Annotated in this window: 21 protein-coding genes and 1 pseudogene; 12 read left to right on the forward strand and 10 right to left on the reverse strand. The window is 65.2% G+C overall.

Annotation, left to right across the window (positions count from 1 at the left end):
• Nucleotides 1–196 precede the first annotated feature (196 nt).
• Nucleotides 197–1,255, reverse strand: a pseudogene (locus LPZ50_RS05335) (DNA mismatch repair protein MutS); the annotation flags it as partial.
• 310 nt (nucleotides 1,256–1,565) lie between these two features.
• Between LPZ50_RS05335 and LPZ50_RS05340 the strand changes: the two are divergent.
• On the forward strand, nucleotides 1,566–3,794 hold the full coding sequence (locus tag LPZ50_RS05340) for an NADP-dependent isocitrate dehydrogenase (protein WP_230658559.1): 2,229 nt from the start codon (nucleotides 1,566–1,568) through the stop codon (nucleotides 3,792–3,794).
• A gap of 125 nt (nucleotides 3,795–3,919) precedes the next feature.
• Here the strand turns inward: LPZ50_RS05340 and LPZ50_RS05345 are convergent, their stop codons facing one another.
• Nucleotides 3,920–4,729, reverse strand: a complete 810-nt coding sequence (locus LPZ50_RS05345) for a transporter (RefSeq protein ID WP_230658562.1) — start codon at nucleotides 4,727–4,729, stop codon at nucleotides 3,920–3,922.
• A 157-nt stretch (nucleotides 4,730–4,886) separates the two neighbouring features.
• The gene (locus LPZ50_RS05350) at nucleotides 4,887–6,434 is read right to left on the reverse strand and encodes a hypothetical protein (RefSeq protein ID WP_230658565.1); all 1,548 of its coding nucleotides are present in this window, start codon (nucleotides 6,432–6,434) and stop codon (nucleotides 4,887–4,889) included.
• A gap of 528 nt (nucleotides 6,435–6,962) precedes the next feature.
• Between LPZ50_RS05350 and LPZ50_RS05355 the strand changes: the two genes are divergently transcribed.
• The gene (locus LPZ50_RS05355) at nucleotides 6,963–7,181 is read left to right on the forward strand and encodes a dodecin (RefSeq protein WP_230658568.1); all 219 of its coding nucleotides are present in this window, start codon (nucleotides 6,963–6,965) and stop codon (nucleotides 7,179–7,181) included.
• A gap of 72 nt (nucleotides 7,182–7,253) precedes the next feature.
• Here the strand turns inward: LPZ50_RS05355 and LPZ50_RS05360 are convergent, their stop codons facing one another.
• On the reverse strand, nucleotides 7,254–9,113 hold the full coding sequence (locus tag LPZ50_RS05360) for a PhoX family protein (RefSeq protein ID WP_230658570.1): 1,860 nt from the start codon (nucleotides 9,111–9,113) through the stop codon (nucleotides 7,254–7,256).
• A 525-nt stretch (nucleotides 9,114–9,638) separates the two neighbouring features.
• Nucleotides 9,639–10,190 (reverse strand): NADPH-dependent FMN reductase, encoded by a 552-nt coding sequence (locus LPZ50_RS05365; RefSeq protein ID WP_230658573.1) that lies wholly within the window; start codon nucleotides 10,188–10,190, stop codon nucleotides 9,639–9,641.
• A 262-nt stretch (nucleotides 10,191–10,452) separates the two neighbouring features.
• Between LPZ50_RS05365 and LPZ50_RS05370 the strand changes: the two genes are divergently transcribed.
• The 6 genes from LPZ50_RS05370 to LPZ50_RS05395 all read left to right on the forward strand — a co-directional run bounded on the left by LPZ50_RS05370 (nucleotide 10,453) and on the right by LPZ50_RS05395 (nucleotide 17,103).
• Nucleotides 10,453–10,998, forward strand: a complete 546-nt coding sequence (locus LPZ50_RS05370) for an antibiotic biosynthesis monooxygenase (RefSeq protein ID WP_230658575.1) — start codon at nucleotides 10,453–10,455, stop codon at nucleotides 10,996–10,998.
• Nucleotides 10,999–11,123: 125 nt separating this feature from the next.
• On the forward strand, nucleotides 11,124–12,422 hold the full coding sequence (locus tag LPZ50_RS05375) for an imelysin family protein (protein WP_230658577.1): 1,299 nt from the start codon (nucleotides 11,124–11,126) through the stop codon (nucleotides 12,420–12,422).
• Nucleotides 12,419–13,927 (forward strand): di-heme oxidoredictase family protein, encoded by a 1,509-nt coding sequence (locus LPZ50_RS05380; protein WP_230658579.1) that lies wholly within the window; start codon nucleotides 12,419–12,421, stop codon nucleotides 13,925–13,927. The genes LPZ50_RS05375 and LPZ50_RS05380 overlap by 4 nt, the downstream gene beginning before the upstream one ends.
• A gap of 23 nt (nucleotides 13,928–13,950) precedes the next feature.
• Complete coding sequence (locus LPZ50_RS05385) at nucleotides 13,951–15,024, forward strand: imelysin family protein (protein WP_230658581.1); 1,074 nt, start codon at nucleotides 13,951–13,953, stop codon at nucleotides 15,022–15,024.
• The gene (locus LPZ50_RS05390; RefSeq protein ID WP_230658583.1) at nucleotides 15,014–16,111 is read left to right on the forward strand and encodes a DUF1513 domain-containing protein; all 1,098 of its coding nucleotides are present in this window, start codon (nucleotides 15,014–15,016) and stop codon (nucleotides 16,109–16,111) included. Before LPZ50_RS05385 ends, LPZ50_RS05390 begins: the two co-directional genes overlap by 11 nt.
• Nucleotides 16,112–16,260: 149 nt before the next feature.
• On the forward strand, nucleotides 16,261–17,103 hold the full coding sequence (locus LPZ50_RS05395; RefSeq protein WP_230658585.1) for a mechanosensitive ion channel family protein: 843 nt from the start codon (nucleotides 16,261–16,263) through the stop codon (nucleotides 17,101–17,103).
• Here the strand turns inward: LPZ50_RS05395 and LPZ50_RS05400 are convergent, their stop codons facing one another.
• Nucleotides 17,104–17,862, reverse strand: coding sequence for an IclR family transcriptional regulator (locus tag LPZ50_RS05400; protein ID WP_230658587.1), 759 nt, complete (start codon nucleotides 17,860–17,862; stop codon nucleotides 17,104–17,106).
• Nucleotides 17,863–18,038: 176 nt separating this feature from the next.
• Between LPZ50_RS05400 and LPZ50_RS05405 the strand changes: the two genes are divergently transcribed.
• Nucleotides 18,039–19,031 (forward strand): Bug family tripartite tricarboxylate transporter substrate binding protein, encoded by a 993-nt coding sequence (locus LPZ50_RS05405; RefSeq protein ID WP_230658589.1) that lies wholly within the window; start codon nucleotides 18,039–18,041, stop codon nucleotides 19,029–19,031.
• Between the two features lie 67 nt (nucleotides 19,032–19,098).
• On the opposite strand, the gene LPZ50_RS05410 is transcribed toward LPZ50_RS05405, so the two are convergent.
• Nucleotides 19,099–19,866, reverse strand: coding sequence for an RNA methyltransferase (locus LPZ50_RS05410; RefSeq protein ID WP_230658591.1), 768 nt, complete (start codon nucleotides 19,864–19,866; stop codon nucleotides 19,099–19,101).
• A gap of 130 nt (nucleotides 19,867–19,996) precedes the next feature.
• On the opposite strand from LPZ50_RS05410, the gene LPZ50_RS05415 reads away from it, so the two are divergent.
• The 3 genes from LPZ50_RS05415 to LPZ50_RS05425 all read left to right on the forward strand — a co-directional run bounded on the left by LPZ50_RS05415 (nucleotide 19,997) and on the right by LPZ50_RS05425 (nucleotide 23,420).
• Nucleotides 19,997–20,779, forward strand: coding sequence for an inositol monophosphatase family protein (locus LPZ50_RS05415; protein WP_230658593.1), 783 nt, complete (start codon nucleotides 19,997–19,999; stop codon nucleotides 20,777–20,779).
• Between the two features lie 169 nt (nucleotides 20,780–20,948).
• On the forward strand, nucleotides 20,949–22,535 hold the full coding sequence (locus LPZ50_RS05420; protein WP_230658595.1) for a TerC family protein: 1,587 nt from the start codon (nucleotides 20,949–20,951) through the stop codon (nucleotides 22,533–22,535).
• 21 nt (nucleotides 22,536–22,556) lie between these two features.
• Nucleotides 22,557–23,420: an undecaprenyl-diphosphate phosphatase gene (locus LPZ50_RS05425; protein WP_230658597.1), complete on the forward strand. Its 864-nt coding sequence runs from the start codon at nucleotides 22,557–22,559 to the stop codon at nucleotides 23,418–23,420.
• 134 nt (nucleotides 23,421–23,554) lie between these two features.
• Here LPZ50_RS05425 and LPZ50_RS05430 read toward each other — a convergent pair whose 3' ends face one another.
• The 3 genes from LPZ50_RS05430 to LPZ50_RS05440 form a co-directional block, all read right to left on the reverse strand.
• Nucleotides 23,555–24,325 (reverse strand): UDP-2,3-diacylglucosamine diphosphatase, encoded by a 771-nt coding sequence (locus tag LPZ50_RS05430; protein ID WP_230658599.1) that lies wholly within the window; start codon nucleotides 24,323–24,325, stop codon nucleotides 23,555–23,557.
• Nucleotides 24,318–24,827, reverse strand: a complete 510-nt coding sequence (locus tag LPZ50_RS05435; protein WP_329957642.1) for a peptidylprolyl isomerase — start codon at nucleotides 24,825–24,827, stop codon at nucleotides 24,318–24,320. The genes LPZ50_RS05430 and LPZ50_RS05435 overlap by 8 nt, the downstream gene beginning before the upstream one ends.
• 134 nt (nucleotides 24,828–24,961) lie before the next feature.
• On the reverse strand, nucleotides 24,962–25,597 hold the full coding sequence (locus LPZ50_RS05440) for a tetratricopeptide repeat protein (protein WP_419195568.1): 636 nt from the start codon (nucleotides 25,595–25,597) through the stop codon (nucleotides 24,962–24,964).
• Nucleotides 25,598–25,605: the final 8 nt, after the last annotated feature.

Genomic DNA, 25,605 nt, shown 5'->3' on the forward strand with positions numbered 1-25,605 from the left:
ACGCCATGCGCCAGCGGCTGGAAGCCCAGGGGGCTGGCCCAGGTGTTGTCCATCATGGTCAGCACGCCATGGCGGCGTCCGTGAAGAACTTCGAGTACGTCCAGCCGCCGAGCGAGACGACGGCCTTCAGGTGGGGGTACTTGGCCTTGAGCTTCTTGATCTGGTTGAAGTTGCCGCGGAGCTTGGCGTAGCCGTCGTCGGCGACGCCGTCGACCGACTGGGCCGCGGCGAATGTCTGGGCCACGTCCATGCGGCCGGCCAGCAGGCACGATATGGCTTGCTGGCGCGCCTGCGCGGGGGAGTTGTCGCGCAAGGGATGATGCAGCCAGCGGCGCAGCAGACGGCTGCCCATGGGGGTCTGGCAGCCGTCCAGCAGCGAAAACAAGGTGGGGGCATCTTCGCCGCTGAGTGTCTGGGTCAGTTCCAGGTTGCGGCGGGTGACCGGGTCCATCAGCACATACTGGCCGGGGCGGTCTACGGCAATACCCTGCACGTGGGCCAGCGCCTGGGATTGCGTGCGCGCGGCATAGCGCAGCAGGGCGCCGGCCGCGCAGATGGCGCCGGGCATGTCGTCGACGTCGAAGCCCGACAGGGTGTCGGTCTTGAAATGGGCCAGCAGGTGGGCGCGCGCGCCGTCGCTTTCGAAATGCCAGTCGGGCACCCGGGTGCGCGCGCCGTCGAAGGCCAGCGCCAGCTCGGCGCTTTCCGCGCACACCAGCTCGGCGGGCGCGATGCGGTGCAGCTCGGATTCGACCTGGGCCGGGGCGCATTCGGTTACCCGGAATTCGCCGCTGGCCAGATTCAGCCAGGCCAGGCCGGCGCGGGCATTGCGCGCCTTGCCGCCCAGGAATACGGCGGCCAGGGCCCGGTCGGCCTTGGCGGGCAGCAAGGCCTCGTCGGTCAGGGTGCCGGGTGTGACGATGCGCACGATGCGGCGTTCCACCGGCCCCTTGGACGCGGCCGGGTCGCCGATCTGTTCGCAGATGGCCACCGACACGCCCTGGCCCACCAGGCGCGCCAGATATTGTTCCATGGCGTGCACGGGCACGCCGGCCATGGGAATGGGCGTGCCGTTCGAGGTGCCGCGCTTGGTCAGCGTCAGCCCCAGGGTGCGGGCGGCGCGTTCGGCGTCTTCATAGAACATTTCATAGAAGTCGCCCATGCGATAGAACAGCAGCAGCGGCCCGGCCTCGGCCTTGAGGCGCAGGTACTGCTGCATCATGGGAGTGTGGCCGGAAAGGTCGGTTTGTGGCATTCGGTGAATCTGGATGGAACGTGGGCCGAACCCCGCACTATAACGCGGCAATAGCGGCCAGGGTCGGGCGGAACGCGCCACAGCCCGGCGCCGCGGCGGCGCCGTTTCGGGTGGGCGCGCAGGTAGTAATACAATAGGGCGCAGATGGCGGTTTCACCTACCCGCGACAGTACATAAGGGCAGGGCTTCCGGCATAGAGGGAAGACGTTCGAATGCGCCGGCCCTGACCCCCACCCAACAACGACACCGGCGACCATGTCCGCAACGCATGTCCGGGCCTGTGCTGGTGTTCGTGCACGTTCGAAGATCCATGGCTCACACTCCTAAGATTATCTACACCCTTACCGATGAAGCCCCGGCGCTCGCCACCCGTTCGCTACTGCCCATCGTCCAGTCTTTCACCAAATCCGCCGGAATCACGGTAGAAACCCGCGACATCTCGCTGGCCGGCCGCATCATCGCCGTGTTCCCCGAATATCTCGACGACAGCCAGAAGATCGGCGATGCCCTGGCCGAACTGGGTGCCCTGGCCGTTACGCCCGACGCCAACATCATCAAGCTGCCGAACATCAGCGCGTCGATGCCCCAACTGAAGGCCGCCATCAAAGAACTGCAGGCCCAGGGCTACAAACTGCCCGACTACCCCGACGAACCCGCCACCGACGCCGAACGCGACGTCAAGGCGCGCTACGACAAGGTCAAGGGCAGCGCCGTGAACCCCGTGCTGCGCGAAGGCAATTCCGACCGCCGCGCGCCGCTGTCGGTGAAGAACTACGCACGCAAGCATCCCCACAAAATGGGCGCCTGGAGCGCCGATTCGAAAGCGCACGTGTCGCACATGGACGACGGCGACTTCTACGGCAGCGAAAAGTCCGCCGTCGTGGCCGCTGCCGGGAACGTGAAAATCGAGCTTGCCGCCGCCGATGGCACCAAGACGGTGCTGAAGGAAAAAACCCCGGTCCAGGCCGGCGAGATCATCGACGTCGCGGTGCTGTCCACCGGCAAGCTGCGCAGCTTCCTGCAGGCCCAGATCGCCGACGCCAAGGCTCAGGGCGTGCTGTTTTCGGTGCACCTGAAGGCCACCATGATGAAGGTCTCGGACCCCGTCATTTTCGGCCAGGTCGTGTCCGTGTTCTACCAGGACGTGCTGGCGCGCCACGCCGACGTCCTGAAACAGGCCGGGTTCAATCCCAACAACGGCATCGGCGACCTGTACGCCAAGATCCAGGCGCTGCCGGCCGACCAGCAGGCCGCCATTACCGCCGACATCGATGCGGCCTACAAGGCCCTGCCGGCCCTGGCCATGGTGAATTCCGACCGCGGCATCACCAACCTGCATGTGCCCAGCGACGTGATCGTCGATGCGTCCATGCCCGCCATGATCCGCGATTCCGGCAAGATGTGGAATGCCGCTGGCGAACTGCAGGACGCCAAGGCCGTCATTCCCGACCGCTGCTACGCCGGCGTGTACCAGGCCGTTATTGAAGACTGCAAGCGCAACGGCGCCTTCGACCCCGTCACCATGGGCAGCGTGCCCAACGTGGGCCTGATGGCCCAGGCGGCCGAAGAATACGGTTCGCACAACAAGACCTTCACCATCCCCGCCGATGGCACCGTGCGCGTCACCGACGCCGCCGGCGCCGTGCTGCTGGAGCACGCCGTGCAGGCGGGCGACCTGTGGCGCATGTGCCAGACCAAAGACGCGGCCGTGCAAGACTGGGTCAAGCTGGCCGTCACGCGGGCCCGCCTGACCAAGACCCCCGCCGTGTTCTGGCTGGACGAAAAGCGCGCCCACGATGCCCAGGTGATCGCGAAGGTGAAGCAGTACCTGGCCGACCACGACACCGCGGGCCTGGATCTTCGTGTGCTGGACCCGGTCGAGGCCACGCGCTTCTCGCTCAAGCGCATCCGCGCCGGCCAGGACACCATCTCGGTTACCGGCAACGTGCTGCGCGACTACCTGACCGACCTGTTCCCCATCATGGAACTGGGCACCAGCGCCAAAATGCTGTCCATCGTGCCCTTGATGGCCGGCGGCCAGCTGTTCGAAACCGGCGCGGGCGGTTCGGCGCCCAAGCATGTGCAGCAGTTCGTCGAAGAGGGCTTCCTGCGCTGGGACTCGCTGGGCGAATTCATGGCCCTGGCCGAATCGCTCGACCACCTTGGCCGCGCTTACGGCAACGGCCGCGCCCAGGTGCTGGCCCGCACGCTGGACCAGGCTACCGCCAAGTTCCTGGACACCAACAAGTCGCCCGACCGCAAGGTGGGCGGCCTGGATAACCGCGGCAGCCACTATTACCTGGCCATGTACTGGGCCCAGGCCCTGGCCGCCCAGACGGAAGACACCGCCCTGGCGGCGCAGTTCAAGGATCCGGCCGGCGCCTTTGCCGAGTTCGAAACCAAGATCCTGGACGAACTGAAGGCCGCGCAAGGCAAGCCGGTGGATATCGGCGGGTACTACCAGCCCGACGAAACCAAGGCCGGCCAGGCCATGCGCCCCAGCGCCACGCTGAACAAGGTGCTGGCCTCGATCGGCTGATAGCGGGCTTGCGGGGCGGGCAGCCGCCTCGGAATACGGAAACCGGCCAGTGGCGACACTGGCCGGTTTTTCGTTGCCTGCCGCGCGCGGGGCACCGTCTTGCAACGGCAGCTTCGCGGCGAATCTCACCAGATCTGCTGAATTTTCAGGCGAAATGTCCAGGCGTCCGGCTGGCCGGCGGGTTTCGCCACGACCTGCTCGTAGTTCAGCATCATCTGGCCGCCTTGCCACACGTGGAAACCCGTGCCCACGCCCAATCTCAAGGTGTTGGCGGCATTGTCCTGGCCGATGCCGTTGATCCGTGTTTCGCCGCCCACGCCATAGTAGGCGTCCGCGGAAACCCACAGCTTGGGGGTAAGGTTGCGACTGGCATGGAGTTCGGCCAGATACAGCGGTTTCTGGCTCAGGGTGCCTCCGGCAAAGCCGAAATCGCGGTTCCTGGTGAAGAATTTGGCCGACAGGTACAGTTCGAGCCAGGTCCATCCCTGGTCTGGCGTGTAGCTGTAATTGACGGTGGGGTAGAGCGTCCAGCGATTCGAACCGGGGTTGATGGGGTTCGCGGCGTCGTACTTGCCGGTAGGCGCCAGCACGATCAGGTGTACGCTGGAAAAAGTCTGGGGAACGAAATGGCGGAATTGCTCGCGCGTCAGCGCCGGGCCGCCGAACAGGTTCATCTGCCACATCAGGCCCAGGTCGGACATTCCCCGGTTGGACATCCTGGCGCCCGCCGCGCTGGCACGCGCATCGACGTATGGCGCAATGACCGACAGGCCGCCGGTGCGGCCGCCGAAATCCATGGTGCGCGTGAGAATTACCGATTGAGAGAACACATCCGCGCGCACCCGCGCCGAGATATCGGTGCCGTCCCCCGGTGTTATCGAACTGGAATAGTTCGAATTGGCGAATGTCAGCCAGGTATCTACGGGCGCATTCAAATAGTCGCGCGCCGACCGTCCCTGCGTCCATGCGGGACCGAACGCCTGGGCGGCCAGCAGCCCAGCGCCCAGCGCCGCTTGGGCAACTGGGCGCCTGGCTGCGCAAAGGCTCGCGACGAAGCGCGCCGTCACGGCAGTGCTCTGGCGGGTGGCGCGTTCAGGCGGGCCGCTGGAACCCGACGTTGTCGCCGATGACGGTGGTGGGCCCGATGGGCAATGGCTCGGGATTCGCGATATCGAGCTTCACGAATTCGATCTTGTCTTTCCAGACCTTGCGCAGGAAGTCCTCGATGGCGTGGATGGTGAGTTGCTCGCCCGGGCAGCGCCGGTAGCCGAAACCAAAGGGCGCGAACCCCGCGTGGTCGCACACCGGCATGGCCTTGCCGTCCGATACGCCGAACACGGTGCCGAACCCGCTGTTCTGCATCTCTACCTTGCGCCCGTCCTTCACGGCGAATGCGCTCCGGTCGAATGGGCAGGCCGCCAGGCCCATTTTCTCGACATGCGCCAGGTCGACGCGGTCGCTGGTGGGGGCCTGCTCGTAGCGCGACGGGTCGAACGCCTGCGGGTCTCGCCATTGCACCGGATCCATGCTGGTGCTGGTGTGCGGGCTGACGATATAGCCGTGACGCTCGAAGCGCGGCGGACGATTTTCTTCCAGCGCTGAAATACTTCCTCCGTTGGGCGAGATGGTGCGGAACAGTTCCATCACGAATCGTTCCAGGGGCGGGAAGGCGGCGTCTTTTGCGCCGGCTCCGTTGCCTTCCATGGTTTTCTTGAACCACGCCCGGGTGTCCGCGTCGCCGGCATCCCGGCTGAGTTTCACCATGATGTTGTACAGGGTGTTGCCCCACTGGCTGAAGGCGACGAAGTTGTGGAAGCACTCGAACACCACGTCCTTGTGGCTGAAGTGCTCGCTTTCTTCTCCATTCTTGATCCAGTACCAAGCGAATGTCTGCTCGGGGTTGGGGATCTTGCCCGAACCGATCTCGGCCAGTTTCTCGTCGATCCAGCCCTTGAGAAAATCCAGGTGGGTGCGCACCGTCATGTAGTTTTCGTACACGATATGCTGGGTGGGGTCGCGATAGGCCAGCACGGTATTGAATGCCTCGCCGATCTCGCGTACCCGGTCGGGTATGCCTTCATTCTTGACCCCCAGGTGCAGGTCCCAATACAGGTCCCAATAGTTTTCCAGGTACGGCCGCATCAGGGGCTTGCCCGCATTCCCGGGCGCCAGCAGCGCGTCGAAGAACGCCCGCACTTTGGGGCCATACATTTTGTCGTACAAGTCTGGAGTGATCGCCGACATGTAGATACGCTTGCGCAGGTTGTCGGGCCCGCGTTTTTCCAGACCTTGCAGGAATACCGTGACGCCATCCTGGGGCGCGGGACGCCATGTCGGGCTCAACAGGCCCCACAGGTCATTCGGCAGGGCGTTTTCCTTGGTAAGGCTCAGATCGATCATCGGCAGTGTGGGGCGCTCGCCGTTGTACACACTGACCAGAAAATACGGAACGATGACATTCTCGACGTAGGCGGGTTCGAAGGTCTTGCTGAACTGTTTTCGCAATCGCGCCGCGGCCGATTCTAGTTCCACGGGGGAAAGCGGCTGGCCCGGCACGGGCGGCGATTGCGACAGCACGGGTTGGGTCGATAAAGCTGCAACCGCGGTGGCACCGCTGGTAATGAAGGTTCTTCTTTTCATGACTGTCTCCAGGTAATGAACGCAGAAATCTAGTCTGTTGAGAAACCTGTAAATCACCTGCAATGAGCAACGGCAAAAGCGACCAACGTTGAACGTGAAGAAGGCCGAGGCACCTCCGGAAAGGTATAAAAGGCAATCGCGCCTGCCGAGGCAGAACGATATCGAATGCAATGATGTCGGTACGGCAGCCAGCGCGTTCCGCCGGGGTGGCGGAAAGTACCTGTTTGAAGTGTGCTTGTGTACTGGGCGACGGTGGCGCTGTGGCCGGAATCGCCGTGGGCTGCAAGCCGGAATGATGTGAGACAAAATTTCCGGCGCCGAAAATAATCTAAGACAAAAAATACCCGGTCGCAATAAGTATTATCTTGGAGTCCGGAGTGGGGACGGAAGGCCAGGCCGGCGACGTAGGCAGCCGCGCCGGGGCATGCCACAATGGGCTGTCCGGGCCCAGGCAAGGCCAGGCTGCCGGGTTTTTCGCCAAGGCATGCCGCCCCAGGCTGCGCCGGCCCTTCAACAGGGAGACGAACAATGTCCAACAGTCATGTCTATAAGCAGATCGAACTGGTGGGATCGTCCACCAAGTCGTCCGACGACGCCGTCGTGCAGGCCATTGCGCGCGCGTCGGAAACACTGCGCAATCTGGACTGGTTTGAAGTGACCGAAGTTCGTGGACACATCAAGAATGGCAAGGTTGCCCACTGGCAGGTAGGCTTGAAGATCGGCATGCGGCTCGAAGACGGCGAGTAAGGCGCGCGCCGGAACGCCGGCAATAAAAAAGGCGGCGCCTTGAGGCGCCGCCCAAAGTTGCCCCTGTCTGTATCAGGCGCCCACGGGCTTGCCGTCTTCGCGGCGCACGACCACCGTGGCCGAACGCGCGTCGCCACCTCCGGCGCGCACGGTGTTCCACGCGCCGTTCGGATGCTGGATGTTGATAAAGAACGTGGTCAGGTCTTCGTTATAGGCAATGCCGGTGATTTCGCAGCCCACCGGGCCCACCAGGAAGCGCTTGGATTCGCCGGTTTCCTGGTCGATGTAATACATCGCGTTGTGGCCGAACTCATCGGCGTCGGTCGCGCCCGAATCGGTTTGCACCCACAGGCGGCCCTGGGTGTCGATACGGATGCCATCCGGGCTGGAGAACGTGTCGCCATTGATGGTGCCGGTCAGGTTGGCGGCTTCGCCTTCGGACTCGTCGTAGCCGGCCAGCAGCAGCAGTTCCCATTCGAAAGTCGTGGCCAGCGGGGAATCGCCGCGCTCTTTCCAGCGCACGATGTGCCCGTGCGAGTTGTTGGTGCGCGGGTTGGCGGCGCTGGTGCGGCGGCGGCTGCCGTTGTTGGTCAGCGTGCAGTAAACCGTCTTGTCCAGGCCCACCGTGATCCACTCGGGGCGATCCATCAGCGTGGCGCCCGCCACGCGCGCGGCGGCCTTGGTCTCGATCAGCACGTCGGCCTGCGAGTTGAAGTCGATGATCTGTTGCGAGGGCAGCGAACCGGGAGCCACCTGGGTGTAATTGCCCGGATCCACGGCGCCGGCCGTCAGGCCGTTCTTGCCCACGGTCAGTTCCACCCAGTTGCCCGAGCCGTCGTCGTTGAAGCGCGCCGCGTACAGCGTGCCTTCGTCCAGCAGCCCCATGTTGTTGGCGCGGTTGGCGGGGTCGTAGGCGCGGGTGGGAATGAACTTGTAGATGCAGCCAGGAGTGCCGTCGTCGCCCATGTAGACGGCGAGGCGGTTGTTCTCGTCCAGCATGTAGGCGGTGTTCTCGTGGTCGAAGCGGCCCATGGCGGTGCGCTTGACTGCGGTCGAGGTCGGTTCATACGGATCGATTTCCACCACCCAGCCGTAGCCTTCTTCAGGCTGCGTGTTGTCCCAGTAGTTGTTGGTGGTTTCTTCACAGGTCAGGTAGGTGCCCCAAGGGGTGTTGCCGCTGGCGCAGTTGTTCAGCGTGCCCACCACGGTGGGGCTGATCGACGCGGCGGCGGGGCCGCTGACGTTGTAGACCGTATTGCCGGTATAGCGCTTGTTGTACTTCGAGTTCTCGACCACCGACCACTTGCCGTCGTCGCCACGGGCGATTTCAATGACCGACACGCCCACGTTCGACAGGTTGGTCTTGACGCCGTCGGTGGTGGTGTCCAGGGTCCGCGAATCAACGTTCTCGTGGTTCAAGACCAGCAGGCCGCCCTTGCTGGGATCCACGCCTTCCAGGGCGTAGAAGTGCATGCCGTCGTGCTGGCCGCCGGCCTGGGTTTCGGTGGCGGGGTACGACTGCGGAATGCCGGTATAGCCCTGCGAGCCAATCATGCACTTGTCGCCGGCCGAATACAGGACTTCGGCGATATAGCCTTCGGGTACCAGCACCGTGTCGGGCGTCAGGTTGTCGGCCAGGGGCTTGAAGTTCACCGAGTAATCGGGGCCGACGGGGTCGGTGGGGTTCTCGCCACCGCCATTGTCGCCGCCGTTGTCGCCGCCAGGCGCGTCGTCGTCATCGTCGCTGCTGCTGCCACAGCCGGCCAGCGTGCCGCCGAACACCGACAGCAGCGACAGGCCCACGCTATTGCGCAGCAGGGTGCGGCGGGCGGGGTTCGCGGCGACGATCTCGTCGAACATCTGGCCGGGCACCGTGACTTCTCCTTGTGCCTCACGATGCGGGGCGCGCAGCTTGTCTGTCAGATAAGACATTTAGACCTCTTTGGGATTTAGTTGGGCAATTAAGCTGACATTCAGCCAAATCGGGGCAGAGATTAAGGGGTCTCTATGACGTGATCATTGCTACAGAAAATTAATACCGTGCAATGACTGCGCGTGGCGGCGCTTTGCGCACCGCTTATGTGGCAGGTGTGTGGCAGATATAAAAACGTGCCCGGCGCGGGGAGATTGGCGTCTGGCTCCCGTCAGGGTGCCAGACACCGTTGTGTGCCGCGAAGATCTCAGTCGGACGGTGTCCGGCACCTTGCGGGAGCCAGACACCCGTGGGCCATGGAAGCCAGACGTCTTGTATGTGGGTGCCTGTGGTGATGAGCCATTACCACTGCGGATCCGGTGGTGTCAGCCCGCCCGGCTGCGCATTGCGTGAGCGCGTGCCGTAAGTGCCTGCGGCGCATGCACTTTTTGCGCTTGTTCGAAAACTGTACAAGGGTTTATCCACATTGCGCGGGGATAAGTGCGGCCCGCGCCGGCCGCCATGGCGGCCGGTGGATAAATAGGTCAGGCGGCGTGCTGCGCCACCCAGGCCAGGTAGCGGTCGAGCCAGCCTTGCAGGAACTTGCGCGTGCCCTCGTTGGTGATGGCGTACTGGTCGTCGATCAGGCCTTCCGTGGTTTGCAGGAAGACTTCGGGTGTGGTCAGCACGTTCACGCCTTCGGCGGCCAGGATGTTGCGCAGGTGCTGTTGCGCCATGGCCGTGCCGGCCGCGCTGGGCGACGTGCCGACGATGCCGCCGGTCTTGCCCACCCAGGAATTCTTGCCCCACGGGCGCGAGCCCCAGTCGATGGCGTTTTTCAGGGCGGCAGGAATCGAGCGATTGTGCTCGGGGGTCACGAACAACAGGCCGTCGGCCTCGGCAATCAGGGCCTTCATTCTGGCGGCGGATTCCGGCATGGACATTTCGTCGTCCTGGTTGAAGAGCGGTACGTTCAGGTTGACATATTCGAACGTGACGTTCGCGGGCACCAGCTTTTCCAGGGCGCGCGCCAGCCGCAGATTGATGGAGGCGGCCCGCAGGCTGCCGACGAACACCGCGATCTTGTAGTTGCTCATGACACAGGCTCCGTGGACAAAGAAGTGAACCAGTGTAGACCCGCTTATTGAGCGGCTCAACACGCACCAGAACAGTGCGCGCCGCACGATTGCCGGCGTGGCAGGGCATGAAAAGGTGCAGGGATAACCCGGATGCCGCGGCGAGCAGGGGCCTGCCCCGGGGCCGCCACATCTCCAGGAAGTTGGCACAGGGTTTGCTAGGGTAAACACCAGGGGGCCGAGCACCGTCCCGGGCCGGCCCGCACGCAGCAAGGAGTTCCGCATGACCGCCCATCTTCCCGCCCCCGTCACCATGCTGGTCACCCGCCATATCTCGCCCGAACGCTACGGCGATTTCCTGGCCTGGATGCGGCAGGGGGAAATCCTGGCCGCCGGTTTTCCCGGTTTCCTGGGATCGGGTGTATTGCAGCCGCCCGAAGGCGGCGACCAATACCAGATCGTGCTGCGCTTCAATGACGCGGGCAGCCTGGCGCGCTGGGAAAACTCGCTGCCGCGCCGCATGTGGCTGGAACGCGGCAGCAGCCTGGTGCGCGCCAGCCGGGTAGACCGGGCCAGCGGCATGGATGCCTGGTTCGGCCCGCCGCGCAGCGCGCCGCCGCGCTGGAAGCAGGCCGTCAGCATCTGGCTGGCGTATTTTCCGATGCTGTTGCTGTTCAGCGCGCTGCTGAACGACCAATTGAGCGCCATGCCGCTGTTCTGGCGTGTACTGGTAACCACCGCCTGCATGACGCCAGTGCTGTCGTTCATCTGCATTCCCGTCATTACCCGCTTGCTGCGCGGCTGGCTGCAGCCTGCCGCCCGCAGTTGACGGCCACCTGACTGACGATTCACTGAATACTAAACGAAAATTGTTTACACTTGCATCGGTAATGCTCGATTTCTAAAAGGGCGCGGCCACGCGGGGCGCGCCTTTCCCACAAGGAGATTGTTCCGATGCGCAAGTTGCTTTATGGCGCGCTGCTGGTGGCCGCCCTGACCGGAGGCGCCGCCCAGGCCGCGGCCGAACCCAAGGCGGTGGTGAAAACCTACGCGGACATCGCGCTGGCGGGTTATGAAGATTCGCTGGCTTCGGCCCAGGCCCTGCGCACGGCCATCAACGCGCTGATCGAGAAACCCAGCGCGCAAACCCTGCAGGCCGCGCGCCAGGCCTGGCTGGCGGCGCGCGTGCCTTACCAGCAGACCGAGGCGTTCCGTTTCGGCAACCCCATCGTCGACGATTGGGAAGGCAGCGTGAACGCTTGGCCGCTCGACGAGGGCCTGATCGACTACGTGGATGCTTCGTACGGCACCGAAAGCGACCAGAACGCGTTCTACGCAGTGAATGTGATCGCCAACTCGAAGATTTCGGTGGGCGGCAAGACCATCGACGTCACGACCATCACGCCCGAATTGCTGACCGAAACCTTGCACGAGGCCGATGGCAACGAGGCGAACGTGGCCACGGGCTACCACGCCATCGAATTCCTGCTATGGGGCCAGGACCTGAACGGCAGCGGCCCGGCGCCGAAAGACCGCCAGGGCACGCCGCAAGAGCGCCATTCGGGCAACCGCCCGCACACCGATTTCGACCCCGCCCAGTGCACGGGCGGCCATTGCGAGCGCCGGGTGCAATATTTGCGCGCCGTTACCGACCTGCTGGTTACCGACCTGGAAGAAATGGTGGGCAACTGGAAGGCCGGCGGCGAGGCGCGCAAGGCCGTCGAACAGGATCCCAAGGCGGGCATGGTGGCCATGATGACGGGGCTGGGCAGCCTGTCGTACGGCGAACTGGCCGGCGAACGCATGAAGCTGGGCCTGATGCTGAACGACCCCGAAGAAGAGCACGACTGCTTCTCGGACAACACCCACAATTCGCACTACTACAACCAGCTCGGTATCCGTAACGTTTACCTGGGCGCCTATGAACGCGTGGACGGCAAGAGCGTGTCGGGCGCCAGCCTGTCCGACCTGGTGAAGGCAAGCGACCCCAAGCTCGACGCCGAGATGCGCAGCAAGCTGGATGCCACCGTGGCCGCCATGCAGGCCATGCGCGATCGCGCCGAGAAAGTCGAAACCTACGATCAGATGATTGCCGGCGGCAACACTGAAGGCAATGCCGTGGTGCAGAAAGCCATCGACGCCCTGATCGACCAGACCCGCAGCCTGGAGCGCGTCATTGCCGCCTTGGAACTGGGCGACGTGTCGATGGAAGGTTCGGATAGCCTGGACAACCCGGAAGCCGTATTCCAGTGAGCAAGACTGTTGTTGCAGTATTGGCGGCGCTGGCAACAGCCGGCGCCGCCGTGGCTTCCGACGGGCGCGATGACCTGAGCGAGCAGGATCGCGCCCGCGTGGGCAAGGTGACGGCGCCCACGGATGATTTTTCCCGCCCCGAGCAGTTCGAACCCCTGCCTGCCGGCGCCACCACCACACGCAAGCTGATCAACGCCGACATCTTCTCGCATCCATCGGCCAACCTCACTTTCGAAGGGCGCCAGGAATTCCTGGTGGGCAATGGCCTGTTCCGCAAAGACTGGGTGTCGGCGCCGTCGTCCACCCAGGCCTCCGACGGCCTGGGGCCGCTGTTCAACGCCCGTTCCTGCCAGGCCTGTCATACCAAGGACGGCCGCGGCACGGTGCCCGGCTTCGATCCCATGGAGCGGTCGGACGCCGTGGCGCTGTTGCTGCGCCTGGCGGTGCCGCCCACGACCGACGAGCAGCGGCGCCAGCTGGCATCGGGCGAACTGCCGTTCGTGCCCGAGCCCGTGTATGGATCGCAACTGCAGAATTTCTCGGTACCCGGGCTGCCGGCCGAAGGCCGCCTGGAAATCGAATACGAACCGGTGCGCGTGGAATTGAACGGGGGCGAAGTGGCCACCCTGATGAAACCCACCTACCGGATCGAAGATCCGGCCTACGGCCCCTTGCGCGCCGATGTGCAGATTTCGCCCCGCCTGGCGCCGCCCATGATAGGGCTGGGGCTGCTCGAGGCAATACACCCCGCCGACATCCTGGCCAACGCCGGGGCCGACCGCGGCGACGGCATCAGCGGCCGCCCCAACTGGGTCCTGGATGAACGCACCGGCAAGAAGGCGCTGGGCCGTTTCAACTGGAAGGCCAGCCAGCCCTCGGTGGAACAGCAAAGCGCCGTGGCGTTCTCGAACGACATGGGCTTGTCCACACCGATGTTCCCCAGCCATTATGGGGAGTGCACCAAGGCCCAGGCCGCCTGCTTCGACCTGCCGCACGGCGCGCAGCCGCGCCTGGGCGAGCACGAAGTGCCGGCTGAACTGATGGATTTCGTGACCACCTATTCGGTGAACCTGGCCGTGCCGCAGCGGCGCGACGTGGACGATGCACGCGTGCTGGCGGGCAAGAAACTGTTCTACGAAGCCAACTGCGTGGCCTGCCATGTGCCCAAGTACGTGACCCGGCGCGACGCCCAGCGTGAAGAACACCGTTTTCAACTGATATGGCCCTACACCGACTTGCTGCTGCACGATATGGGCGAGGGCCTGGCCGACGGCGTGTCGGAAGGCGAGGCCAGCGGCAGTGAATGGCGCACGCCGCCGCTGTGGGGCATAGGGCTGACCCGCACGGTCAATCCCAATGCCACCTGGCTGCATGACGGCCGGGCGCGGTCGCTGCTGGAAGCCGTACTGTGGCATGGCGGCGAAGCCCAGGCCGCGCGCGATCGCGTGGTGGCCATGACGCCCGACGAGCGGGCGGACCTGATCCGCTTCCTGGAATCGCTGTGAGCGTAGCAGCAAGGAGTACAAGAATGCGCAAGACCAAGCAATGCCTGTTGGCGGCCGTGGTGGCGCTGGCCCCGTGGGCCGCGCCGGCCGCGCCCCCGGCAGACCTGGGCCAGCGGCTGGCCGACGGTTACGCGCGGCCCGCGGTGGCCAAGCTGGTCAAGCAGGCGGATGGGCTGGAACAGGCCCTGGCCGGCTGGTGCGAAGCTGGCGGCAAGGGCGATGCACAGCCTGTGCGCCAGGCATTCCGCGATACGGCGCTGGCCTGGGCGGGGGTGGAGTTCCTGCGATTCGGGCCGCTGGTGCAAGGCAACCGCTACGAAAAACTGGCGTTTTGGCCGGACACGCGTGGCGTCATGCAGCGGCAGGTGCGCGGCCTGCTGGCCAAGGCCGATCCGGCATTGCTGGAAACCGGGGCGCTGGGCGCGCGCAGCGTGGCCATGCAGGGCCTGCCGGCGCTGGAATACGTGCTGTATGACGAGCCCGGCCTGCTGGATGCCCCGGCAGGCAAGGACATGGCCTACGCATGCCGCTATGCCGTGGCCGTGGCCGCCAATATCGTCGGCGTGGCCACGGAACTGCAGCAGGCATGGAGTCCGCAGGGCGACCACGGCCGCGAATTCACGAACCCCCGGGCGGGCAATGACCTGTACCGCAGCCAGCAAGAGGTGGCCGCCGAGGCCGTCAAGGCATTGTCGACGGGGCTGCAGTTCGCCCGCGACGTCAAATTGCTGCCGGTGATCGGGGAATCGCCCGAAGCGGCCCGGCCCAAGCGCGCGGCATTCTGGCGCAGCGGCCTGGCCTTGCCCATGCTGGCGGCCAGCGTCAACAATATGCGTGCCTTTTTCGATGCCGGCGGCTACCAGTACCCCGAAGGCGAGGCCTGGATACAACAGTCGGTGCAGGGCGAACTGGACCGCGCCGCGGCGGTGTTGCAGGCGCAGGATGGCCCGTTGGACCAGGCGGTGGCGAATGCCGAGTCCTGGCAGCGCCTGGCGCTGGCCGCCCTGATCCTGAAAAACGCCAAAGATATCGTCGACCAGAACTTCGCGCCCGCGTTGGGCGTCATGATTGGATTCAATGCGCTCGATGGAGATTGACCGCCGCCGCTTTCTGGCCCTGGCCGCCGCCGTTGGGCTAAGCCCCGCCACGCTGCGAGCCGCCGCTGATACCCCGCTGTACCTGGCCGCGCGCCTTGCGGGCGACCGCTACGAGGCCGTGGTGCTGGACGCGGGCGGGCACGAGCGCCAGGTGGTGCCCATGCCGGCGCGCGGCCATAGTTTTGCGCTGGATCCGGCGCGCAACCGTGCCGTGGTGTTCGGCCGCCAGCCGGGTTTTTTCGCGGTGGCTTTCCGCATCGATGGCGCGCAGCCGCCCTTGCCCCTGCAGGCGGCCGAAGGGCGCCACTTTTTCGGGCATGGTGTGTTCCTGCCGGACGGCCGCCGCATGCTGGCCACGGAAAACCACTATGAAGCGGGCTACGGCGTGCTGGGGGTGTACGACACCTCGGACGGGGGCGCGTACCGCCGCATCGGCGAGTTCGAGACCGGTGGCATCGGCCCGCATGAAGTGGTGCTGCTGCCCGATGGCAAGACACTGTGCGTGGCCAACGGCGGCATCCTCACGCACCCAGACTACGGCAAGCTGGAACTGAACCTGGACACCATGCGGCCGTCGCTGGCTTATGTGGATGCCCACGACGGCCGCCTGATCGAGCGCGTGGAATTGCCCGAATCGCTGCATCGCCTGTCGATCCGCCACCTGGCTATCGCGGGCGATGGCGCGGTGTGGTTCGGTTGCCAGCATACCGGCCCCGCCAGCGAGCGGCCGCCGCTGGTGGAACGCCACCGGCGCGGGCACGCGCCCGAACTGTATGCCGGCCCGGACGAGATCCTGCGCGGGTTCCGCAATTACGTGGGTTCCGTGGCGGCGGATCCCGCCGGCAAGGTCATTGCCACCAGCAGCCCGGTGGGCAGCCAGGTCGTGTACTGGGATGCCGCCACTGGCCAGTGCCTGGGCATGACGCCCCTGGCCGATGGCTGCGGCGTGGCGCCGCTGGGCCCGCGGCGCTTCCTGCTGAATAGCGGCCGCGGAGCGTTGGTGACGGCCGGTCCCCGGGACGCGCTGCAGTCCGTGCTGCCGCCTGCGCCCGGCCTGTCGTGGGACAACCACTTCAGAAGGCTGTAATGACCTGCCCGGCCCGCAGGCAGCGGGCAGTGGGTATCGCGGCCGCACGATTCTTTGTGCATACACGCCCATCTGATACAGTTTTCGATTGAACAAACCCGGCGTGCCCGTTCATGGTGGCGCGCGCGCGCCGTATCTTGGGAGCTTGCATGAATGAATATCTGGTAGGCCTGGAAGCCTGGATGCCGCGCCTGGCCGATGGGGCGGTCAATCTGGTGATGGCCTTGCTCATACTGATCGTCGGCTGGTGGATATCCGCCTTGCTGGGGCGCTGGGTGCGGCGCGCAGCCACGCGTTCGCCGCGTGTCGACCCCACCATCGTGCCCATGTTCTACACCGTGGTGGTGTGGACGGTGCGCATTTTCACCGTGATAGCCGTATTGGCGCGCTTCGGCGTGCAAACCGCCAGCCTGATCGCCGTGCTGGGCGCCGCCGGCCTGGCCGTGGGCCTGGCGTTGCAGAATACGCTGCAGAACATTGCCGCAGGCATCATGCTGCTGATGCTGCGCCCCTTGCGCGCGGGCGAGTACGTGGCGCTCAGCAGCGGCACCGAGGGCACGGTGGAAGAAGTCGGCCTGTTCCTGTGCCGCCTGGTCCAGGTGGACGGCATTCATGTGTCGCTGCCCAACAGCGTGGTATGGAACGCCACCATTACCAACTACAGCCGCAACGTGACGCGCCGGCTTGATATTCCCGTCACGGTCCACTATAGCGACGACCTGGACGCGGCCCTGGCCAGTCTGACCAGGCTGGTGTCCGAGCATCCCCTGGTCAGCAAAGAGCCGGCGCCGCAGATCAAGGTCAGCGAATACAAAGACAACGGCACGGTGGTCAACCTGCGCATGTGGTGCGCGGCGGCCCAGTACTGGGACCTGCGCTGGGACTTGTTCCACCAGATCCGCCAGACGCTCGGTTCGGCGGGCTTCAAGCCGCCCATTCCCGTGCGCGAAATCCAGGCGCCGCCCAAGGAAGACAGCCATTCGGCTGCCTGATCAGGTGCGCGTCGACAGGCGTGCCAGTTCCGCGTTGATCCAGCCCGCGATCTCGCGCTGGCGCGGGGCCGGCATGCGGTCGATGATGGCCGTCACGCTGATGGCCAGGATAGGCGCGCCTTGCGGGTCGAGCAGGGCGCAGCCCACCCCCAGCGCGCCGCGCACGGCGTGGTTGCCCACCACCGCATAGCCACGCGCGCGGGTGTTCTCGATGAGCCGGTGCATTTCGTGCGTGGTCATGCCGCCGTATTCGTCCAGGTAGCCCGAATTGCGTTCGACGATGCCATGGGCAACCGGGTCTGACAGGGCGGCCAGCAAGGCCATGCCTCCTGATCCTACGCCCAGCGGCTGGCGCTTGCCGGCGTAGGTGGCCAGGATCTGTACCGGATAGCCGCCGATCTCGCGGTGCAGGCTGACCGATTCATCTCCTTCGCGCACCACCAGGAACACCGCGTCGCCGGTGCGTTCGGCCAGGCGCCGCAGGCTGGGCAAGGTCTGGCTGATGCGGGGGTCGGGCGCCGTGTTATCGGCGCAAGTGGCCCACTGGGCCCGGTACTTCTTGGTGCCGGGCACCGGCAGCACCAGCCCCGCGTCCAGCAGGGCGGCCAGCAGCCGGTAGATGGTGGGGCGCTGGATGGATGTCAGGCGGGCGATGTCGGTCACGCTGAGCCCGGCCGCGCCCTGGTCGCGCAGCGCGGCCAATACCGCCAGCCCGCGGCGCAAGGTGCGCGGGCCGGAAGAATTTTCTGAAATCGACATGCAAGCCTCGGGTGTAGCGGTCAATCTGGTTTCCAGGCGGACGGGGTGGCCGATGACAAGTTTACTGTCCGCAGCGTGGACTCTACCTTGCTGAAGCAGAGCTGACTAGTGGAAAATCGCCCCCGTAACAAAGTCTAGAGCGTCCGTCCCACGGACAATTTCACAGGAGACACTACATGACCAAAGGTCAAAAACCCCGCTTCGTTCGTCACGCCACGTCACTGCTGGCCGGTGCGCTAGGTGCGTTGGCGCTGAGCGCGAGCGCCCACGCCGAATACCCGGAACGCCCGGTCAATATCGTGGTGGGCTTTTCCGCTGGCGGCACCACCGACGTCATCGCCCGCATCATGGCCAAGGAACTCACCGAAGGCCTGGGCCAGTCGTTCGTGGTCGAGAACAAGCCGGGCGCGGGCAGCAATATCGCCACCGACTACGTCAAGCGCGCCAAGCCCGATGGCTACACCCTGCTGTTCGTGGCCGTTACCAGCGCCATCAACCAGACCCTGTACAAGAACGTTTCGTTCGACCTGACCAAGGACTTCACGCCGGTGGCCCTGGGCGCCAAGGTGCCCAACATCCTGGTGGTGAACCCCAGCGTGCCGGTCAAGTCGGTGAAAGAACTGGTGGAATACGCCAAGGCCAATCCCGACAAGCTGGCTTTCGCATCGTCGGGCAGCGGCACGTCCATTCACATGGCGGGCGAACTGTTCAAGATGCGCGCCGGCCTGAATGTGCTGCACGTGCCTTACAAGGGCAGCGCCCCGGCCGTTACCGACCTGATCGGCGGCCAGGTGCAGTTCATGTTCGACAACATGCCCTCGTCGTGGCCGCATGCCCAGGCCGGCAAGCTGCGCGCCCTGGCCGTGACCACCGCCACGCGCTCGCCGTCAGCCCCCGACCTGCCCACCATGCAGGAATCGGGCTTCGACAATTTCGACGTGTCGTCGTGGTTCGGCCTGATCGCGCCGGCCGGCACGCCGCCCGAAGTGATCGAAAAGCTGAACGCCGTCATGGTGAAGGCGCAAGACAACCCCGAAGTGCAGAAAGCCTTTGCCAGCCTGGGCGCCGTGGGTGAAAAAACCACGCCGGCCGAGTTCGGTGCTTTCATCAAGTCGGAAGTCGAAAGCTGGGCGCCGGTGGTCAAGGCCTCGGGCGCGCAGGTCGACTAAGCCTTTGACCTCGGCCGCGCCTTCCGGGGCGGCCGGGTCATTGACCAAGGCGGGCCGATGGCCCGCCTTATTTTTTGCGCAGCATGGCCGTGCACACGCCGCGCAGCATGTCGACCTCGTCGCGGGTCAGGCCGCTGCGGCTGAACAGGTGCCGCATGCGCGGCATCAGCTTCTTGGGGTGCGCCGGATCCAGGAATTCCACGTGCACCAGGGCCTGTTCCCAGTGCGCCAGCAGGGCCTGCACTGCTTCGCCGGTGGCGGCCGCGGCCCCCGGGTCGGGCTGGTGGGCGGTGGATGCGGGCAGCAGCGCGGCGCCGTTGGCCGCCAGCAGGGCGTAGCGCAGTTCCCAGGCCGCCAGCTGCAGCGCCTGGGCCACGTTCAGCGAACTGTATTCCGGATTGGCCGGAATATGGCAGATACGGTGGCACAGGGCGATCTGGGCATTGGTCAGGCCGGCGCGTTCCGTGCCCAGCACCACCGCGGCGCAGCCGGACCCCGGCGCGGCCAGGTGTTCCCGCGTCAGTTCGGCGGCCTGGCGGATGTCGCAGGGCGGGGGGCCCAGGTCGCGTACCCGCGCCGTCAGGGCGAATGCCAGGCTAACTGGGGCCAGGGCCTCTTCCAGGGTGGCGCAGACCCGCGCGCGTTCAAGGATGTCGGCCGCGCCGCTGGCCAGGGCCACGGCCTCGGGCTGGCGGGTCATGTCGGCAAAACGGGGTTCGACCAGGACCAGTTCCTGGAAGCCCATGGTCTTGATGGCACGGGCCGCCGAACCCACGTTTCCGGGGTGGCTGGGCTGTACCATGATGAACTGGACGCGTGAAAATGGCTGAGTCATTTAAAATAGCAAGTTTGGCTTAACGCCTTCCTGGTTTTTCGGGTCGTTGGCGCGGGTATGGCGGGGTTTGCCCCGCATTCGCGGCAAGGCCACCCGGGTGGCAGCCCTTACTGCATACGTACGGAATTTTATGCACCCGATGCTCAATATCGCCATCAAGGCGGCCCGGCGTGCCGGCACCATCATCAACCGTGCCAGCCTGGATTTGGAACGACTCAACGTGGCTCGCAAGGGGCCGCGCGATTATGTCACGGAAGTCGACCGTGCCTCGGAAGAGTCCATTGTCGAGACCTTGCACGCCGCCTACCCCGACCACGCCGTGCTGGGCGAAGAGTTCGGCCTGCAGGGGCCCGACCATGCCGAATTCCAGTGGATCATCGATCCGCTCGACGGTACCACCAATTTCATCCACGGGCTGCCCAATTACGCCGTGTCCATCGCCCTGACCCAGCGTGGCCAAGTGACGCAGGCCGTGGTCTACGACCCGTCGCGCAATGAACTATTCACCGCCAGCCGCGGCAGCGGCACCTTCCTGAACGACCGCCGCGTGCGCGTGTCCGGCCGGGCCCGCTACAGCGAGGCCCTGCTGGGCGCGCACTGGCCCAAGTCGGGCGACATCGACGCGGGCGGCGGGCGGTTCCGCCAGATGTCCGAGGGCAGCACGGGCGTGCGCCGCCTGGGTTCCACGGTGCTGGACCTGGCCTACGTGGCCTCGGGCCGCCTGGATGGCTTCTGCGGCGTGCGTCTCAAGCCCTGGGACCTGGCGGCGGGCAGCCTGCTGGTGCAAGAAGCCGGCGGCCTGGTAGCCGATTTCGACGGCGAGCAGGGCTGGCTGGATTCCGGCAATGTATTGGCCGGCAGCCCCAAGATCTTCACCCAGATGCTGGCTGCCTTGCAGCCCAAGCAGGACTAAGCCCCCCGGGGGCGCCGGCGGCCGGCGCGCCCAATTGCTCCGAAAGCCGCGCCAATATTGATTCTGGCGCCGGAATTCCGCGTGTTTCCAGTCCATTTGCCGGCATGTTGCCGGCAAGTGACGGCATTTCCAGGTACGATTGGCGGTTCCGCAACTTTTGGAGCACTCAATGGAGTGGCTGCAGGACCCCTCTGCGTGGGTCGGCCTGCTTACCCTGGTCGTACTTGAAATCGTACTGGGGATAGACAATCTGATTTTTATTGCCATCCTGGCTGACAAGCTGCCCCCTGCGCAGCGCGACCGCGCGCGTATCGTGGGCCTGTCCCTGGCATTGATCATGCGCCTGGGCCTGTTGTCCGTCATGTCCTGGCTGGTCACTTTGACCGCTCCGCTGTTCTCCATTGGCCCCATGACGTTCTCGGGGCGCGATCTCATCCTGTTCGTTGGCGGCCTGTTCCTGTTGTTCAAGGGAACACTGGAACTGCACGAAAGACTGGAAGGCAACCAGGCGGCCAATGGCTCCGGCCCGCGCGTGTACGCCAGCTTCTGGGTCATTGTGCTGCAGATCGTGGTGCTGGACGCGGTGTTCTCGCTGGACTCCGTCATCACCGCCGTGGGCATGGTAGACCACCTGGCCATCATGATGATCGCCGTCACCGTGGCTATCGGCATCATGCTGATCGCGTCCAAGCCCCTGACCCGCTTTGTCAACGCGCACCCCACCGTGGTGGTGCTGTGCCTGGGCTTCCTGTTGATGATCGGTTTTTCGCTGCTGGCCGAAAGCTTCGGCTTCAAGGTGCCCAAGGGCTATCTGTACGCGGCCATCGGCTTCTCGGTGGCCATCGAGGCCCTGAACCAGGTGGCGCGCCGCAACTTGCTGCGCCTGGATGCCAGCCGCCCCATGCGCGACCGCACCGCCAGCGCGGTGCTGCGCATGCTGGGCAAGCGCCCGCCGGACAGCGAAGAGGCCGCCATGCCCAGCGCCCACGCGCCCGCCGTGCAGGCCTTCGGTGTCGAAGAGCGCAACATGGTCAGCGGGGTGCTTACCCTGGCGGAACGTTCCATCCGGTCCATCATGACGCCGCGCACCGATGTGTCGTGGGTGAATATCGACGACGATGCCGACACCATCCGCCAGCAACTGACCGAGGCGCCGCACAGCTTCTTCCCGGTGTGCCGGGGCTCGCTGGATGAGGTCATAGGCATCGGCCGCGCCAAGGACCTGGTGGCCGACCTGATCACCGATGGCCGCATCCGCCGCAATCGCCTGCGCGATCCCATCATCGTGCACGAGTCCATCGGCATCCTGCGCCTGATGGACACCCTGAAGCGTTCGCGCGGCCAATTGGTGCTGGTGGCCGACGAGTTCGGTGCCATCGAAGGCCTGGTCACGCCCATCGACGTGTTCGAGGCCATCGCGGGCGAGTTCCCCGATGAAGACGAACTGCCCGACATCACGCCGGTGGAAGACAATGTCTGGAAAATCGACGGCGCGGCCGACCTGCACCATGTGGAACAGGTGCTGGAAACCGAAGGGCTGATCGACGATTCGCAAGACTATTCCACCCTGGCCGGCTACCTGCTGGCGCGTTTCGGGCATTTGCCCCAGCCGGGCGACAGTTGCGAATACGATGGCCCGCACCATCACTTCCGCTTCGAAGTGCTGGAACTGGACGGCCGCCGGATTGCTTCGGTGCAGGTGCAGCGCATGCCGCTGGCGCCGGCCGAAGCCGAGGCCGAGGCCGAAAGCCACTAACCCCTCTCCTAGCCACACACAGTGACAGACAGCACGCTATACCTGATCAAAGCTTTTTTCCTGGGCATCATCGAAGGCCTGACGGAATTCATTCCGGTGTCCAGTACCGGGCACCTGATCCTGATCGGAGACTGGATCAACTTCGTTTCCAGTTCGGGCAAGGTGTTCGAGGTGGTGATCCAGTTCGGCTCCATCCTGGCCGTGATGTGGATTTTCCGTGCCCGGCTATGGCAATTGATCCGCGGCACGCTCACGGGCGTGCCGGCCGAGGTGGCGTTCACGCGCAATTTGCTGCTGGCTTTCCTGCCGGCCGCGGTGATCGGGGCCATCTTCATCAAGACCATCAAGGAAGTCTTCTACCACCCGGGGGTAGTGGCGGTCACCCTGGTGTTGGGGGGGCTGATCATGCTGTGGGTGGAGCGCAAGACGCATCACACGCCTGGCGATGCGCCGGGTGCCTCCGACGACACCGCGTCGGACGAGCGCGCCACGGCCTTCACCCTGGAGCAGATTTCCTGGAAGCAGGCGCTGGGCGTGGGGGTGGCGCAGTGCGTGGCCATGATTCCCGGCACCTCGCGTTCCGGAGCCACCATCATCGGCGGCATGATCGCCGGCATCCAGCGCAAGACGGCCACGGAATTCTCGTTCTTCCTGGCCATGCCCACCATGCTGGGCGCCGCGGTGTACGACATGTACCGCAATATCGGCCTGCTCACGTCGCAGGACCTGTCGGCCATCGGCGTGGGTTTCGTGGCGGCGTTCTTCAGCGCGCTGGTAGTGGTGCGCGCGGTGCTGCGCTTCGTGGCCAACCACACCTACCGCGGCTTTGCCTGGTACCGCATCGCGCTGGGCATCGTGGTGGCCATCTGGCTGGCCTCGAAGTAACCATACGGTGTCCGGCACCCTGGCGGGAGCCGGACACCTGGCAGTGACGGCGGCCAAGTTAACGCCATGGGAGCCGGACACCTTGTGTGTCCGACACCGTGCCTTTTGTGTGCCGTTTCGGGGTGGGCCTGGTGTCAGCCCGCGTCCAGGTCGTAGAACGCCAGGCCGTCGCTATCGATGACCAGCCAGCCGCCGCGCGGCGGATTGGCGTGGTCGCAGTCCCAGTCGGGCAGCACCCAGCGTTCGCGGCGGCGGCCGTCCACTTCCAGCACGTGCCGGGCAGGGCGGTGGGTGTGGCCGTGCACCAGGATGTCCACGCCGGCCGCGCGGAAACCTTCTTCCACCGCCTGCGCGTTCACGTCCATGATCTCGGCCGCCTTCATCTGGTTGGCCGCCTGGCTTTCGCCGCGCGCCTGCTGCGCCATGGCCAGGCGTTCGGGAATGCTCTGGGCCAGGAACTGCGCCTGCCACTGCGGGTTGCGCACCATGGCGCGGAATTGCTGGTAGGCGGCGTCGTCCGTACAGTATTCGTCGCCGTGGGTCAGTAGTATTTGCCCGAAGTCGGTTTCCAGCAGCGCCGGTTCCGGCAGCAATCGCGCGCCCAGCGCATCGGCCAGGTCGGTGCCGATGAGGAAGTCGCGATTGCCGCGCCCCAGCCACAGCGGAATGCGCGCCGCAGTGCGTTTCAGCCCTTGCAGCGCGGCCGCCAGCCAGGGCGGAGGGGCCTGGATCACGTCATCGCCGATCCAGGCGTCGAAGATGTCGCCCGGCAGCAGCAGGGCGCTGGCTTCTTCCGCGGCGGCGTCCAGGAAACCCAGGAAGGCTTCCGAAGTGGCCGGCGTGGCCGGCCCCAGGTGGATATCGGAAGCCAGCCAAACCGGGCCCTGCAACGCGACCTTATTCAAGGACTTCGGCCTTCTCGATGATCACGTCTTCGGCCGGCACGTTCTGGTGGAAGCCGCTGTTGCCGGTTTTGACGCCCTTGATTTTGTCGACGACGTCGGTGCCTTCGGTGACTTTGCCGAACACGGCATAGCCCCAGCCGTTGGGCGTGGGCGCGGTGAAGTTCAGGAAGTCGTTGTTGCCCACGTTGATGAAGAACTGGGCCGTGGCGGAATGCGGGTCGCTGGTGCGCGCCATGGCCAGGGTGTACTTGTCGTTCTTCAGGCCGTTGTCGGCTTCGTTCTCGATGGGGGCCTTGGTGGGCTTTTGCTTCAGGCCGGGCTCGAAGCCGCCGCCCTGGATCATGAAGCCGTCGATGACACGGTGGAACACGGTGCCGTCATAGAAGCCGTCTTTGACGTAGCCGATGAAGTTTTCCACGGTCTTGGGCGCCTTTTCCGCATCCAGGGTGATGACGATGTCGCCCTGGTTGGTCTGCAGTTTGACGCGGGGAGTGGTGCTCATGGGTTTCGTGCCTTCTGAGGTAGAGGGGGTGGATGAGGCTGCCGGCTGGGCGCCGGCGGTTGCCGGCACTATGGTGGCCAGCGCGAAGGTGCACGCCATCAGGCGCAGCATATGAAGGGGAGAGTAGCGCGAATTCATGGATGTTGGCTTTCCTTCAGCATATTTTCAATTTCACGTGCCTTGGCATCCATGCCGGGCACGCCACGGTTCGCGGCACTGCGGTAGGTGCGCAGCGCCATCATCAACTGTATATCGCCCATGTTGGCCCGGGCGGCGGGGTAGTCGGGGTTGGCCTGCAGGGCCATCTGCAATGCGTCATGCGCGCGATCCAGGTCGCCCTGCTGGGCATACAGGGCCGCCAGGTTGTTCCAGGGCTCGGGCAGCTCGGGAAAGCGGGTGGTCATGTCGGTATAGATGGCAATGGCCTCGTCCGTGCGGTTCAGCGCGGCCAGGGCGCGCGCGTGCTGGAACATCAGCTGCACATCGGTGCCGCGCTGGCCTTCGATATCGGCCTGGCGCTTTTCGATCATGGCCAGGGCTTCCTGGGCTTGGCCCTGGTTCAGCAGGCGTTCGATGTGGTCGGTGATCTGCGAGGGCGTGGGATCCAGGCGGGTGTCCACGCCAGGCTTCAGGGCTTCGAGCAGGTTCGCCAGCGACTTCCAGCCGCGCTCGGGGGGGATGGGGTCCAGTTTGGTCAGCGAGGAACGGGACTCGCCGGGCATGCTGCCGCCGCCCCCCATGGCCTGGCCCAGGGCCGCCGCGCCGGGCAGGGCGGCCA

The organism is Bordetella petrii (assembly GCF_020991325.1).
GTDB lineage: Bacteria > Pseudomonadota > Gammaproteobacteria > Burkholderiales > Burkholderiaceae_B > Bordetella_A > Bordetella_A petrii_E.